The 14,293-nt window shown below is 57.6% G+C and carries 13 protein-coding genes; 9 read left to right on the top strand and 4 right to left on the bottom strand.

The genetic code is table 11. The features are described from left to right. The coding region (locus IVA98_RS09295; protein ID WP_247354744.1) for a TraB/TrbI/VirB10 family type IV secretion system protein at positions 1 to 1,066 on the top strand (1,066 nt) is incomplete at its 5' end. Beyond that, positions 1,063 to 1,320 carry a DUF2274 domain-containing protein gene (locus IVA98_RS09290; protein WP_247354743.1) on the top strand — a complete coding sequence of 86 codons (258 nt, stop codon included), beginning with the start codon at positions 1,063 to 1,065 and terminating at the stop codon, positions 1,318 to 1,320. The genes IVA98_RS09295 and IVA98_RS09290, both read left to right, overlap by 4 nt. Here IVA98_RS09290 and IVA98_RS09285 read toward each other — a convergent pair. Both IVA98_RS09285 and IVA98_RS09280 read right to left on the bottom strand, forming a co-directional pair. After that, a complete protein-coding gene (locus tag IVA98_RS09285; RefSeq protein WP_247354752.1) occupies positions 1,284 to 2,195 on the bottom strand; it encodes a LysR family transcriptional regulator in 912 nt (303 codons plus the stop codon). The genes IVA98_RS09290 and IVA98_RS09285 overlap by 37 nt on opposite strands. Positions 2,196 to 2,326: 131 nt before the next feature. Further along, positions 2,327 to 2,818: an Lrp/AsnC family transcriptional regulator gene (locus IVA98_RS09280; protein ID WP_247354741.1), complete on the bottom strand. Its 492-nt coding sequence runs from the start codon at positions 2,816 to 2,818 to the stop codon at positions 2,327 to 2,329. Positions 2,819 to 2,950: 132 nt separating this feature from the next. Here IVA98_RS09280 and ald point away from each other — a divergent pair, with 132 nt between their 5' ends. Continuing rightward, the gene (gene ald, locus IVA98_RS09275) at positions 2,951 to 4,063 is read left to right on the top strand and encodes an alanine dehydrogenase (RefSeq protein ID WP_247354740.1); all 1,113 of its coding nucleotides are present in this window, start codon (positions 2,951 to 2,953) and stop codon (positions 4,061 to 4,063) included. 436 nt (positions 4,064 to 4,499) lie between these two features. Here the strand turns inward: ald and IVA98_RS09270 are convergent, their stop codons facing one another. After that, positions 4,500 to 5,999, bottom strand: coding sequence for a CoA-acylating methylmalonate-semialdehyde dehydrogenase (locus tag IVA98_RS09270; RefSeq protein WP_247354738.1), 1,500 nt, complete (start codon positions 5,997 to 5,999; stop codon positions 4,500 to 4,502). Positions 6,000 to 6,103: 104 nt separating this feature from the next. On the opposite strand from IVA98_RS09270, the gene IVA98_RS09265 reads away from it, so the two are divergent. Then, positions 6,104 to 7,030, top strand: coding sequence for a LysR family transcriptional regulator (locus IVA98_RS09265; protein ID WP_247354736.1), 927 nt, complete (start codon positions 6,104 to 6,106; stop codon positions 7,028 to 7,030). Here the strand turns inward: IVA98_RS09265 and IVA98_RS09260 are convergent. After that, positions 7,027 to 7,587, bottom strand: a complete 561-nt coding sequence (locus tag IVA98_RS09260) for a helix-turn-helix domain-containing protein (protein WP_247354735.1) — start codon at positions 7,585 to 7,587, stop codon at positions 7,027 to 7,029. The genes IVA98_RS09265 and IVA98_RS09260 overlap by 4 nt on opposite strands. Before the next feature lie 297 nt (positions 7,588 to 7,884). On the opposite strand from IVA98_RS09260, the gene IVA98_RS09255 reads away from it, so the two are divergent. The 5 genes from IVA98_RS09255 to IVA98_RS09235 all read left to right on the top strand — a co-directional run bounded on the left by IVA98_RS09255 (position 7,885) and on the right by IVA98_RS09235 (position 14,270). Next, on the top strand, positions 7,885 to 10,368 hold the full coding sequence (locus IVA98_RS09255; protein ID WP_346657698.1) for a GcvT family protein: 2,484 nt from the start codon (positions 7,885 to 7,887) through the stop codon (positions 10,366 to 10,368). Positions 10,369 to 10,383: 15 nt separating this feature from the next. Beyond that, positions 10,384 to 11,322, top strand: coding sequence for a formyltetrahydrofolate deformylase (gene purU / locus IVA98_RS09250; protein WP_247354733.1), 939 nt, complete (start codon positions 10,384 to 10,386; stop codon positions 11,320 to 11,322). Then, positions 11,319 to 12,236, top strand: coding sequence for a bifunctional methylenetetrahydrofolate dehydrogenase/methenyltetrahydrofolate cyclohydrolase FolD (gene folD / locus IVA98_RS09245; RefSeq protein WP_247354731.1), 918 nt, complete (start codon positions 11,319 to 11,321; stop codon positions 12,234 to 12,236). The genes purU and folD overlap by 4 nt, the downstream gene beginning before the upstream one ends. 152 nt (positions 12,237 to 12,388) lie before the next feature. Next, positions 12,389 to 13,117 (top strand): ABC transporter ATP-binding protein, encoded by a 729-nt coding sequence (locus IVA98_RS09240; RefSeq protein ID WP_524536363.1) that lies wholly within the window; start codon positions 12,389 to 12,391, stop codon positions 13,115 to 13,117. Between the two features lie 25 nt (positions 13,118 to 13,142). After that, on the top strand, positions 13,143 to 14,270 hold the full coding sequence (locus IVA98_RS09235; RefSeq protein WP_247354727.1) for an ABC transporter substrate-binding protein: 1,128 nt from the start codon (positions 13,143 to 13,145) through the stop codon (positions 14,268 to 14,270). Positions 14,271 to 14,293: the final 23 nt, after the last annotated feature.

Below are 14,293 nucleotides of genomic sequence, written 5' to 3'. Positions count from 1 at the left end.
GGTCGCGGGCGCGCTCGGCTACGCGCTTGAGACTCGCAACAAGCCGCAGGCCGGGCAAGAGTTGCTCAGCACCCAGAACCGCCCTTCACCTGAAGGCCTCGCCGCCTTGCCAAAGGACTATACCGGCCTGCCGCGTCAGGCACCGCCGCTCGGGCCGCCGCTACCCGGCGATCTCGGCAAGCCGATCCTCAACGCAGGTGCCGCACCGAATACCGTGGTCCCGGGAATGACATCCGATCCGGAGGCGCAGCACCGAGCGCAGGAGGTCGAGGCGGCCCGTGTCAGCCGGCTGTTCGCCCAGACTGTTCAGCAACCGCAGAACGTCGGCCAAGTCATTCCGAATAGCTCAACGGCGACCGCGACGACCCCCGCCGCGGCACCACCTGTCGATGCCGGGTCCGCCCAGAACATGCAGGATCGCAAGTCGGCATTCCTCAATGCATCGACGGACAAGCGCACGGTCAGTCCGGACCGGCTTGAGGCGAAGGTCTCTCCCTATGTCGTGCAGGCGGGCACCGTGATTCCGGCGGCGCTCATCACGGGCATTCGGTCCGATCTGCCCGGCCAGATCACAGCCCAAGTTACCGAGGCGGTGTATGATAGTCCGTCCGGAAAATATCTCCTTGTCCCCCAGGGCGCCAAGCTGATCGGCCAGTATGACAGCTCCGTCGCGTTCGGCCAGAGCCGCATCCTCCTGGTCTGGACCCGCATCATCATGCCTGACGGCAACTCGATCGTGCTGGAGCGCCAGCCCGGCGCCGACACCGGTGGCTATGCCGGACTCGAGGACGAGGTCGACAATCACTGGGGCATGCTGTTCAAGGCCGCCGTCCTCTCGACCATGCTCAGCGTCGGTGCCGAGGCGGGCACCAGCCAGAACGAGAACAATCTTGTTCAAGCGATCCGCAGCGGCGCGTCCAACAGCATCAGCCAGACCGGCCAACAAATCGTGCAGCGTCAGCTCAACATCCAGCCGACGCTGACCATCCGGCCAGGTTTTCCGGTCCGGGTAATCGTAACGCGCGATTTGGTGCTGGCGCCGTACCGCAAGGGAGGAACACCGTGACGAAGCTCAAGCTTGGGCCGCTCGAAGACGACAAGCCGGTCAAGCTCACCGTAGAGCTGCCGGCGGCGGTTTTCCGGGACCTCAAAAGCTACGCGGAGATTTTGTCGCGTAGCGGAAGCGCGACCACGCCGACCGAGCCCGCCAAACTGATCGCGCCGATGATCGAGCGCTTTATGGCGACTGACCGAGCCTTTGCGAAGGCCCGGCGAAACGCTGCTCAGTCGGTCCCTGGCTCAGCAGAAAACTCCGGATAGCGTTCACGGAGAAGGTCGAGAAACGGACGCAGAGATGGATTGCTGTTGGCCTGACGCCAGTAAGCGCGAAAGCTCAGCCGTGTCGGACCCTCGGCATCATGCACCTCACGGAAGGTGACTCCCTCATAGGCTGCGCCGGTCGCACCTTCCAATGTCAGTAGGACGCCCCATTCCGCACCGACCAAGGTGAGAAGCCGGTCAAGCGCCACATCATGGTGAAGCAGCCGGCACGGGTCGAAACTCCCTAATTTGCTGACGAGGAGCTTGACGAGTTCCGGTCCCGGGCCGCGCGGTGTTAGCAAGAGCGCTTCCTCCCTTAGTTCGCCCCAGTGTACCACATCGCGCCCTGTCAGTGGATGGCTCTTTGGGAGCGCAACGACGACACGTTCGCTCCAGAGCAACAAGCTCCTGTCGCTCCAGCTTGGAGCAGGTTCGGCCATGAAGGCGACGTCAATCGCGGAACTGGTGAGGTCGGAGATCAAATGGTCGCTCGATCCGTCGACCATACGTGCATCGACATCGGCGAAACGGTGCCGGTGGTCGAGAAGCGTGGCCCGAAAATTACCGGCTGAAAATGAGGCTTGGACGCCGATCGTCAATCGACCGCTTTCACCGCGCGAGCGGTTCTTGACACGCACGGTCATTGCTTCTGTCTGATCCACGATGCGCTGGGCAGCATCGAGAAATTCCTGACCTTGGATGGTCGGTCGGGTGCCGCCATTTGTGCGCTCGAAGAGCGTGCTGCCCAACGTGTGTTCGAGATTGCGCAAGCACCGACTAAGCGTCGATTGCTTGATTCTGAGCGTCTCTGCCGCTTGGCGTAAACTTCGATGTTGGGACGCGGCGATCGCCCAGCGTAGATCTCGAAATTCCACGGGCACGGTCGAAACCTATGGCGAGTTGGCTTGCGCCAAGTGTTCTGTTGAATATGTCATTTCCTTGGCTTGCGCCGCGTCAGCACGATTGCCGGTCTTATTGCTTACGTCAAACTGGTTGTCAGGACAGGTTATCTGCCTGCGTAGCGCACCGGGTTTCCGAAGATGGCCGGAGGCACTGCGCGACTGACAATTTCACGTATGGCGAAGTTTGACTGAATGCGTGAAACTCGTGGGAGGCAAGAGAGTTCAGTACGGTGGATTCGTTCAAAATCTTCAATATCACGAGCGAGCACTATGAGAAGATAGTCGTCGCTTCCAGACATCAGGAAGCAACGGACGACCGATGGGCATTTGACGATACCAGTTTCGAATAGTTTCAATGCCTCGTCACTTTGGCTGTCAAGCGTGACTCTCACCAGGACGGTTGTGTTGAGGCCGAACCGAGTGAGGTCAAGTGTCGCCTGATATCCAGTGATGTAACCTTCATCTTCTAGTGTACGCTGACGTCGCGCTATGGCAGTGCTGGACAAGCCCATTCGATTAGAGAGTTCGGTCTGACTGATCCGTGCGTTCGTGCTGAGCTCAGCGAGAATTGTTAGGTCGATTTTGTCGGCATCCATTTGTTTGGAATCCTGCGTGGTAGTGTCAAAAACGGTTAAAGTTCTGCACCTTTTCGTTCCAGCTTCGCAAGTTTGCAGAAAATCAAACTGCTCTTCCGGCTAAAAGGACATCTTTCAGATCGGAGGGTGGAAATGAAAGTCGGTGTTCCAAAGGAAATCAAGACGCATGAGTATCGCGTCGGCCTCACCCCCGGAGCAGTTCGTGAATATGTAGCTGCCGGCCACACTGTGGTGCTTGAAACCAATGCCGGCGTCGGCATCGGCGCGGCGGATCAGGACTATCGCAAAACTGGCGCGACCATTTTGGACTCAGCTCACGAGGTGTTTGCATCGAGTGAGATGATCGTGAAAGTAAAGGAGCCCCAACCCTCCGAGTGGGCTCTCCTGAACGAGAACCAGATCCTCTTCACCTATCTTCATCTGGCGCCTGATCCACAGCAAGCCAAAGGCCTTATGCAATCTGGCTGCACTGCTGTTGCCTATGAAACCGTATCTGATGCGCATGGCGGTCTTCCGCTGCTTGCGCCGATGAGCGAGGTCGCTGGCAGGCTTGCGATCGAAGCAGCCGGAGCGGCCCTGAAGCGATACGCTGGCGGGCGAGGGCTGCTGATCGGCGGGGTTCCCGGTGTCCAGCCGGCTAGGATAGTGGTGGTCGGAGGTGGCGTTGTCGGCACCCACGCGGCCCGGATGGCGGCAGGCTTGGGTGCCGAGATTACAATCCTTGACCGCTCTATTTCTAGGCTACGCGAGTTGGATGAACTATTCGAGGGCCGCGTTCGAACCAGGTTCTCGACGATCCAAGCTGTCGAGGAAGAGGTCTTTGCAGCGGACGTTGTCATCGGCGCCGTACTTGTGCCGGGTGCGAGCGCGCCCAAACTCGTCACCCGTAGCATGTTGAGTTCAATGCGTAAGGGCTCAGTGATTGTCGACGTTGCGATTGATCAAGGCGGCTGTTTCGAGACCTCACGTCCAACCACGCACTCTGATCCGACGTATGAGGTGGATGGGGTGGTTCACTATTGTGTCGCGAATATGCCGGGAGCTGTCCCACTGACTTCGAGCCATGCGCTGAACAATGCGACACTGCCATTTGGGTTGGCTCTTGCCAATAGGGGGCTCGCAGCAGTGCTCGACGATCCGCATCTGCGCGCAGGTCTCAATGTCCATCGGGGGCGGCTCACCTATAGGGCTGTAGCTGAGAGCCTCGGTCTCCCATTTTCACCGATCGAACAGGCGGCGGCCTGATCACAGAGGTCCCTCTGGGGACGTTTCCTCCCTGACTTGGCGGGCCACTCCGGAAGGAGTGGCCCTTTTTTGCCTAGATCACGGGTCGAAAGCTACTGATTGCGTGCGTTGGGGACAAGCCCGCTCTCGACATTGAGGGAAAGTTTCGCTGAACTCAAACTCGTGCCGAGAACAATCAAGGACGAGCTTCGCTCCGCGCTGTGTGTGCGTGAGGACGATGGAGCGTTTGCGCGGACGCAATCCGAATGGTTAGCAATACCCAAGCCGGCCGTGCAGGAGCAACTGCGGCTGAAGTCTTCGCTTACTCTCGAAGTCGTACAACGACTGGAAGACTTCTGGTGGGCAGCGTTCACCCTGCAACTCGGGGCTATGTGCTATGGCTGTCTGGACTGGACAAGCGGGAGTCGCCGACGGGATCAAGCGGCGATCCTATGGATCAGCTCATCGTTGGCATCACGAATTCTGCGCCGCTCCGGATGCCCGTTGGCCATCGCGTCGTTATTGTTTTCAGTTTGGTGTAAAATCGCACTCCCTCGGGGCCGTGCATGTGGTGGTCTCCGAAAAGAGAAGCTTTCCACCCGCCGAACGAATGAAATGCCATCGGAACGGGAATAGGGACGTTTATGCCGACCATTCCGACCTGAATCTGGTGAGCGAATTCCCGTGCCGCATCCCCGTCTCTGGTGAATATCGCGGTGCCGTTTCCGAACTCGTGCTTATTAATCATGTCCGCCGCCTCATCGTATGAACCAGCGCGAGCCACCGCGAGCACAGGGCCGAAGATCTCCTCTCGATAGATTTTCATCTCCGTTGTCACTCGGTCGAACAGGCTTCCTCCTATGAAGTAACCGTTCTCGTACCCTTGTCGCTTAAAGTCGCGCCCATCAACAACGAGTTCTGCACCCTCGGCAACGCCGGCGTCGACGTAAGCGCGGACCTTGTCACGGTGTTGTTTCGTTACGAGCGGCCCCATTTCTACGCTGGGATCGGCGCCGGGACCAATGGTCAATGCACGAACCTTCGGTGCTAGTCGCTGGATGAGCTCTCGCGCCGTGGCATCGCCGATAGGGACGGCAACTGAAATCGCCATGCAGCGTTCGCCCGCCGAGCCGTAGGCTGCTCCCATCAGTGCATCAACTGCCAGATCCATATCGGCGTCGGGCATTATGATCATGTGGTTCTTGGCACCACCGAGTGCCTGGCAACGCTTGCCGTGATGCGTTGCGGTTTCGTAGATATAGCGCGCGATGGGCGTCGAACCGACAAAACTCACAGCCGAGACGTCGGGGTGTGTGATAAGTGCATCAACCGCCTCCTTATCGCCTTGGACGACGTTGAACACGCCGCGGGGTAGACCTGCCTCGTTGAGCCACTGCGCCAGGATAAGCGAAGCCGATGGGTTGCGCTCGGACGGCTTGAGGACGAAAGTGTTTCCGCAGGCGAGCGCGACGGGAAACATCCACATCGGAACCATTGCCGGAAAATTGAATGGGGTAATGCCGGCGACGACCCCGAGCGGCTGCCGCAGCGAATGCGAATCGACGCGGGTGCCGACATTCTCGGTAATTTCACCTTTGAGGAGTTCCGGGGCGCCGGTCGCGAACTCCACCACTTCTATTCCCCGCTGAATCTCTCCTTTCGCGTCTGACAGAACCTTGCCATGTTCGGCACTGATCACTTGAGCGAGTTGATCGATCCGTTCTTCAAGGATTCGCAAAAAGCGATTGAGAATGCGCGCGCGCCGGAGCGGAGGCGTGCTGGCCCACGCCGGAAAGGCCTCTCTTGCCGCAACAACTGCAGCGCTTACGTCTTCGGCCGAAGCCAAGCCGAGCGTTCCCGACTGTTCGCCGCTCGCAGGGTTGAAGACGGGCGAGGTCCTGATGCCTCGACCCTGGAATACTTGGCCATTGATGAAGTTCGGAATGGTCGCGGACATTGTTGCGCTCCTCTGTCGGATGCTTGATCCCAACAGATATGAAGCGCATGAATCTGCACATCAATCGCCGTGTTAGCGGCTCCGTTGTGCAGAAAGTGTAGTCAATGGATTGGGAACGGGTTCGGATATTCTTGGAAGTCGCGCGTGCTGGGCAGATCCTGAAAGCGTCAAAGCGGTTGCGGCTCAACCATGCGACGGTCGCCCGTCAACTTACCGCGTTGGAGAAAGGTCTCAACGCCAAGCTGCTCGAGCGCCACATCTCAGGTTGTACACTCACACGGGCAGGTGAGGCCCTGGTTGCGGCTGCAGAACGCGCCGAGAGTGAGCTTCTCAAAGTTGGCGCAAGCATCGGCGGTACAACCGAGGCGATTACTGGCACCGTGCGCGTCGGGGCGCCCGACGGGCTGGGTAACTACTTTTTGGCTAGCCGGCTCGGAGCGCTGGCCGCCAAACACCCTGGCCTCGTCATTCAGCTCGTCCCGCTTCCCCGCACTTTTTCATTGTCGCGGCGCGAGGCGGATATTGCAATCACCCTCGACGAGCCAAAGCAAGGACGGCTGATCGTCTCGAAATTGACCGACTACACCTTGAGCGTCTATGCGGCGCAGAGCTATTTGTCGCGCGAAGGCGAAATCGGAAGTCAGTCTGATCTGGCGGGACGACTGTTCGTCACGCACGTCGAGGACTTCGCGTACAGCCGGGCGCTGGACTATGCCTCGGCTCTTGGCCGCCTGATGTCGCGTCGCTACGAATGCGGCAGCGTCGTTGCCCAGATGGAGGCCGTGCGAAGCGGCCATGGAATCGGCATTTTGCACGATTATGCGGCCCGAAATTATCCCGAACTACAGCGCCTGCTCCCCGAAGTGCGGTTCGTGCGAAGCTACTGGCTGACTTCGCATTCCGACACGCACGAGACCCGTCGTGTTCAGGAGGTGCGCCGCTTCATCACGACTTCAGTCAAAGCCGCGAGGATCGACCTCGAGATGGATCGACCGATTTCGCCGCCCAATCAAGTGAAAGATACTCACTAGTAATGGGGCGGAGTAATCACCCAAACCACTTTTGCGGGCACCTTTCCTGGATTTGCGCAGCGGTGTTGCGAGGTGCTGCTGAACGAAAAGCTATCACCCTCCTCAAGCTGAAAGCGCTTTCCGTCAACCCATAAGTCCAATCGACCTGCAATCAGAATGCCCGCTTCATTGCCATCATGACTGTACTCGCCGCTATCAGCGCCCGGTTCGATTGTGCTCAGAAGGAGTTCGAGAGGACCGGCGAGATTGGGAGACAGAAGCTCTTCAGCAATGCCTAGCCCAGTAAATGTCAGGCGTCGACGGTGCGCTTTACGAACGATGACGTCCCTTTCATCGGGGGCAGCCTGCAAGTTGCCATTGAAGAACCAATTCATATGGACGCCGAGAACGTCGCTGAGCTTCTTCAAAATTCCGATGGGCAGCTTGGACTGATTTCTCTCGATTTGACTCAAGTAGCCGACCGAAATTCCGGCTGCCTGGGCAAGCTGGGTCAAGGTCAGTTTCTTGATTTTGCGCAATTCACGGATCTGTCCGCCCACGGCGGCTTCAGGGTCCATGCTGGATCCCGACTCTGTGGCCGCCCATTCGTCAGCCGCGCGTATCGACCTAATAGCCATCGACTCCTTCGACCTTCAAAACAACGCTAGCACGAAAGGCCTCTCGATGACCGACGGAGTACGCCGAGACCAGATCAGAAGCCAACGTCTCGTAACCTAGGCGCGCTCCAGTCGCCCAGAGTGCTCGATTCTTTATAGATGGCACAACTTTGAAAAAAAACACCTCCCCCGTGAAAAAATACGTTCACAACAGTGAAAAAATCTGCAAGAATTTCACGATTGGATCGGAGATCGGGTGTGACGGAACTTCCCAAGTCGGCTCAAGTCGTCATCATTGGCGGCGGAATCATGGGCTGCAGCCTGGCCTACCATCTGACCCTTCGCGGTTGGATGGACGTTGTTTTGCTTGAACGAAAGCAGCTTACGTCCGGAACCACTTGGCACGCAGCGGGCCTCGTTGGGCAGCTTGGTGCAACTCACAATCTCACACGACTAGCTCAATACACGACAGAGCTTTACTCCGAGCTCGAGCGCGAAACGGGTCAAAATACCGGATACCGACAGATTGGATCGCTCGCAATCGCGAACAACCATGAGCGTTTTGAAGAGCTCCGGCGTGGAGCCTCAATGGCCCGATGTTTCGGATTGGAAGTCAACGTCATGTCGGCGAAGGAGGCGGGTGATCTTTGGCCTTTGATGGCGACCGAGGATCTCGTTGGCGCGGTGCACCTTCCGAAAGACGGGCAGACCAACCCGGTGGATACGACGCAAGCTCTGGCAAGGGGAGCCAGGGGTCGTGGGGCGAAGATATTTGAAAATACTGCGGTTACTGACATTCTCATCGAAAATGGCCGTGCCACGGGCGTGCGAACGAAGGACGCCGAAATAACAGCTGAATTCGTCGTCAATTGTGCTGGCATGTGGGCGAGGGAGCTTGGCGCAAAAGCCGGCACGACTGTCCCTCTTCACGCCGCCGAACATTTCTACATCGTGACTGAGCCGGTGCCTGAAATCAGGAAGCATCTTCCCGTACTGCGTGACGGCGATGCCTGTACTTACTTCAAGGAAGATGCCGGCAAGCTACTGGTCGGATGGTTCGAGCCGGTCGCAAAGCCGTGGGGTATGCAGGGAATTCCCGAGAGCTTTGAGTTCGACACTCTGCCAGATGACCTCGAGCATATTGAGCCATTGCTTGAAGGGGCAATTCGTCGTGTGCCGATACTGGCAAAAACCGGGATCCAGTTGTTTTTCAACGGTCCCGAAAGCTTCACGCCCGACGATCGCTACATGCTCGGCGAGACGCCGGAGGTGCGGAATCTATTCGTGGCGGCCGGCTTCAACTCGATCGGTATTCGGTCGGCGGGCGGGGCAGGTAAAGTCCTGGCCGACTGGATTGTCGACGGTTATCCGCCGATGGACCTTTGGGACGTTGATGTGCGGCGCGTCATGCCGTTCCAATCGAATCGACGATACTTAAAGGACCGCACTGTCGAGGCTCTCGGCCTCTTGTACGCCATGCATTGGCCGTTCCGGCAGCCCGATACGGCAAGAGGAGTTCGCCGCTCGGCTCTCCACGATCGCTTGCTTGCGCAAGGAGCTTGTTTTGGAGAGGTCGCGGGCTGGGAACGGCCGAACTGGTTTGCGCCGAAGGGACGAGAGGCAAAGTACGCATATAGTTACGGTCGTCAGAATTGGTTCGAGCACTCAGCCGCAGAACATCGGGCAGTACGGGAAAGTGTTGGATTGTTCGATCAATCGTCCTTCGCGAAGTTTATCCTTGAAGGGGACGACGCCGAATCCATTCTGAACAGGATATGCTCCAACAACATTTCGGTACCGGTCGGTCGCATCGTCTATACGCAATGGCTCAATGAACGAGGCGGTATTGAAGCGGATCTTACCATCACGCGCGAAGGCTTGAAGCGATTCCTCATCGTGACGGCGGCGGCGACGCAAGTCAGGGACTTTGCCTGGTTGAGCCGTCACATTCCCGAAGGAGCTCGAGCAGTCGCAATCGATGTAAGCTCCGCCTACGCCGTGCTGGGCGTCATGGGTCCGAAGTCCAGGGATCTTCTGAGCAAGCTTACGGATGCAGACCTCTCTAATTCAGCATTTCCCTTCGCAACCTCCCAAGTCATTGACCTCGGCTATGCCAAAGTCAGGGCAAGCCGCATTACTTATGTCGGCGAACTCGGATGGGAATTGTACATCCCTACTGAGTTTGTTCAGGGGGTCTATGATTGCCTCCTCGAAGAAGGCGCGGCATCAAATGTGCGTCTAGCTGGCTATCATGCCATGAATTCTCTGCGAATGGAGAAGGGGTATCGTCATTGGGGGCACGACGTCACGGACGAAGACACCCCACTGGAATCAGGTCTTGGCTTTGCGGTGGCGTGGTCGAAGCCGCAAGGATTCATCGGGCGAGATGCACTGCTGCGCCAGAGGGACGCAGGGCCGGGACGAAAAATGGTCCACGTCGCGCTGAACGATCCGAACGTGTTGATCTATCACAACGAGCCGATTTGGCACGACGGGCGACTTGTTGGCCGTATCACGTCCGGCATGTTCGGACACACAGTCGGCACCTGCTTGGGATTGGGATTCATCGACAACTCGAATGGCGTTGTGGATGCGTCCCTTCTCCAGAGCGGAAAATTCGAGGTCGAGGTCGCCGGCGTGCGCATACCCGCACGCGCATCATTGCGTCCGTTTTATGATCCCAACAACAGTCGCGTAAAGGATGTCGGGGAGGGTGCTCTCGTCTCGGCCGCGGCCTCGTAGAAGAGCAATATTGTCATGACCGAAACAACCGTCGTATCCGAGCCTCGACCTGTTCATGCCGAAACGCAAACGTCAGTTGTCGATGGGGCATCCAAAGATCGCTCCGTGCGTCCCGATTTCATTCTGACATTCTCCTGTCCGGACCGAATTGGGATTGTCCACGCCGTATCGGGCTTTCTCACCGCGCACGGTTGTAACATCCGCGACAGTGCTCAATTCTCGGACGGGAGCGTTGGAAGGCTTTTTATGCGCGTGTCGTTTGATGCGCCGAGCATCTCGCTGACGGATATCCAGTCGGAATTCTCGGAAGTCGGAACCACGTTCGGCATGACCTGGGAATTCCATGACTGCAAGTCGAAGCCTCGTCTCCTGATCATGGTGTCGAAGGCGGGGCATTGTCTAAACGACCTGCTGTTTAGGTACGCAACCGGCACCCTTGCGGTCGAAATCCCGTTGATCGTCTCCAATCACCGGGACTTTTACCGGCTCGCCGCATCCTATGACATTCCCTTTCATCATATGCCCATCACCGCTGATACGAAGCCCGCGCAGGAGGCAAAGCTCCTTGAGTTGGTTGAACAGGAGCGGATCGACCTCATTGTGTTGGCGCGGTACATGCAAGTCTTGTCAGACAATCTTTGTCAAAAGATGTCTGGAAGGATCATAAATATACACCATTCCTTCCTGCCGAGCTTCAAAGGAGCCCGGCCGTATCATCAGGCCCACTCACGAGGGGTCAAGTTGATTGGGGCAACGGCCCATTACGTCACAGCGGATTTGGATGAAGGTCCAATCATTGAACAAGATGTGCTCCGTGTGGACCACGCCCTGACACCAGACGATCTTTCGGCAATTGGAAGAGACGTCGAGGCCGCAGTTCTGGCGCGGGCCGTCAAGCTGCATGCCGAAAACCGAATACTCATGAATGGCGATCGCACGGTGATCTTTCGATGAACATTCGGGATCTAAAGGGCACTCACACGAGTGAGGCCACTCTCATCGACGGTGCCGCGGCTGCAGCAGGGCTCCATTCTGAGCTGCGAAGTGCAGTTGAGAACCTTGTGGAGAGGGGGCTTACCCCCGGATTGGCCGTAGTCCTTGTTGGCAACGATCCGGCGAGTTCGGTGTACGTCCGTAACAAGATTCGCCGTTCTGTCGAGGCTGGGTTGCGTTCGTTTCATCATGAACTGCCGAGTACGACGAGCGAAACAGATCTGCTATCGTTGATCGATCGACTGAATTCCGCTCACGACGTGGACGGTATTCTAGTGCAGTTACCGCTCCCTTCTCATATCGATGACCAAAAGGTGACGGCGGCCATCGATCCGGCGAAGGACGTAGATGGCTTTCATCCGATGAATGTAGGCAAGCTCTCGCTTGGCGGGGGTGCGCTAGTCCCCTGTACTCCGCTCGGGTGTATGCTGCTGATCAAGGGAGTTCGCAGCCAGCTCGCTGGACTGAATGCCGTCATAGTTGGACGTTCCAACATCGTTGGTAAACCGCTCGCGCAACTTCTACTTCGAGAAAATTGCACAGTCACAGTCGCGCACTCCAGGACTGAAGATCTTCCTTCGGTGTGCCGCCGTGCAGACATTCTTGTAGCTGCCGTCGGCCAGCCCGAGCTCATTCGTGGTGATTGGATCAAGCCCGGCGCAGTTGTAATCGACGTCGGGATCAATCGAGTCGAGCACGAGGGGCGTCAGAAACTGGTCGGCGACGTGGACTTTGCGGGCGCGCGTGCCGTGGCCGGCGCGCTCACCCCGGTCCCGGGTGGGGTGGGCCCCATGACGATCGCTTGTCTTCTCAGAAATACAATCGAAGCAGCCTGTCGTCGACACGGCGTCGCTTCGCCTATTGGTACCTCGTGATCAATTATCCCAAAAAGCACCTTATGAAGAATGTCCAAATCATCCTTGAAACTTATCTGAGCTGCAGCCGGGGCTGTGAAGCTCCGTTCCTTAACGAGCCGTAGCGGATGGGGGCCCTGCTGATGAACGCTTCCCACTCATCGTCCGCGAGCATGGCGATCGATAAACCAAAACTCCTGGCCGTCTCCGGAATTCGAGTTTCCTACGTTGCTGGGGTCGATGTTCTTCACGGCGTGTCGCTTGATGTTAGCGCGGGCGAAGTGGTTTGCCTTTTAGGCCGCAATGGCGCCGGAAAAACAACGCTCATCAATGCACTCTGCGGTTTGCTTCCTGTCAACGCCGGGCAGCTGACGCTCGATGGTAAGTCTCTTCTCGGTATGAAGCCGAGCGATATCGTTGCTGCCGGCATAGCTGTTGTGCCGGAGGGCCGGCGGGTTTTCTCCAATCTGACCGTCGCGGAAAATCTCGCGATGGGCGGCTATTCTCGTCGAACTGGCATCGGGCCGTCCTGGCACTTCGATCGCGTTTACGATCTCTTCCCTCGGTTGGCGGAGCGTCGTGATCAGCCTGCCGGAACGCTGTCTGGCGGCGAGCAGCAAATGGTCGCCATGGCCCGGGCCATGATGGCACAGCCCAGACTCCTCCTATTGGACGAACCCTCCATGGGCCTTGCGCCTTTGCTGATTGAATTGATCTTCGACACAATCAATCGGCTCGCCAAGGATGGCATGACCATCCTTCTTGTGGAGCAGAATGCAGCAGCGGCGCTTGATGTCGCCGATCGTGCATACGTTCTGGAGCGTGGCACGATCGTCAGATCGGGGCTCGCAGCCTCGCTTGAGAGGGATCCAGAGATCCAACGAAGCTATCTCGGCGTCTAACATGTTGCATTTGGAGGATTGGAAGATGGTACTCGCTCGTATTGGCATATTCGCAACTGTCCTTCTCTCGTTTGGGTCTTCGGCCGTGGCGAAGGACTTTCCGGTCGGCTTCTTCGGACCCTTATCCGGCCCGGCGGCTGCCTACGGTTCTGAAAGTCTTGCTGGCGCCCAATTCGCGCTTGAAGAAATCAATGCCGGATTCCTGGGTGCGGACAAAATAAAGCTCATACCGGCCGATGACACCGCAAGCCCCGGCGTGGCCGCGCAGGCCGTTCAGCGCATGATCGACGTTGACGACGTGGTGGCGGTGGTCGGCGGTTCCACAAGTGCCGGGACAGCCGCGGCGATCGAAGTCACCAAAGAGGCGAAGGTGCCGCAACTCTCTCCACTTGCCGTGGACAGTGCCCTGACGCTGGCGAACAATCCTTGGTTCGCGCGAATAGCGCAATCGTCAACCACTTGGGCCGAGCGCACTGCAGAGTGGCTCAAAAAGGATAAGGGAGCAAAGAGCGCGTATCTCCTGGTCCGAAACGACAACTTCGGAGTTCCCCTGGCTGAAGCATTCGAGAAGAAAGCAAAGGAAATCGGACTCGAGCTCAAGGGCAGGATTGCTTACGAGCCCACATCCCGCGAGTTTAAGCCAACGTTGGCGACCGTGGCATCGGCAAAGCCCGATTATATCGTGCTCTGGGGGTACTATACCGAAGCAGGTCTAATGGCGAAACAAATGGCGGAAATGCAGATCAAGTTTCCGTTCTATGTTGGAAGCGCCATTGGCATAGACCAATATCGTGAAATAGCCGGACCTTCGGCCGAGGGTACTTATGGCCTGCTCTATTATCTGGCGGGCTCGATCGAAACGGACGCCGGGAAGAAATTCGTTCAGAAATGGAATGAACGCCATCATAGAGCGCCGACTCAATATGAAGGCATGGGCTATGATGCGATGTATGTCCTTGCTGACGCAATGAAGCGGGCGGCCGCAAAGGGTGGGATTTCCAAGCAGACAATCCGCGACGAAATCTTCAACACCAAGGCGTTTCAGGGCGCAACCGGCCCGATCACAATACTCTCAAACGGTGACGCTCACCGGCCTTTGCCCATGGCCGAGCTGGTCGACGGCAAGGTCAAGCTCGATACATTGCTCAAGTAAAGGCGTTCGAGGCGCGTTCTACC

It is taken from the genome of Bradyrhizobium sp. 160 (genome assembly GCF_023073735.1).
Taxonomy (GTDB): Bacteria; Pseudomonadota; Alphaproteobacteria; order Rhizobiales; family Xanthobacteraceae; genus Bradyrhizobium.
The sequence above is the reverse complement of the archived record's forward strand: the minus strand, read 5'-3'. Positions and strand labels throughout refer to the sequence as shown.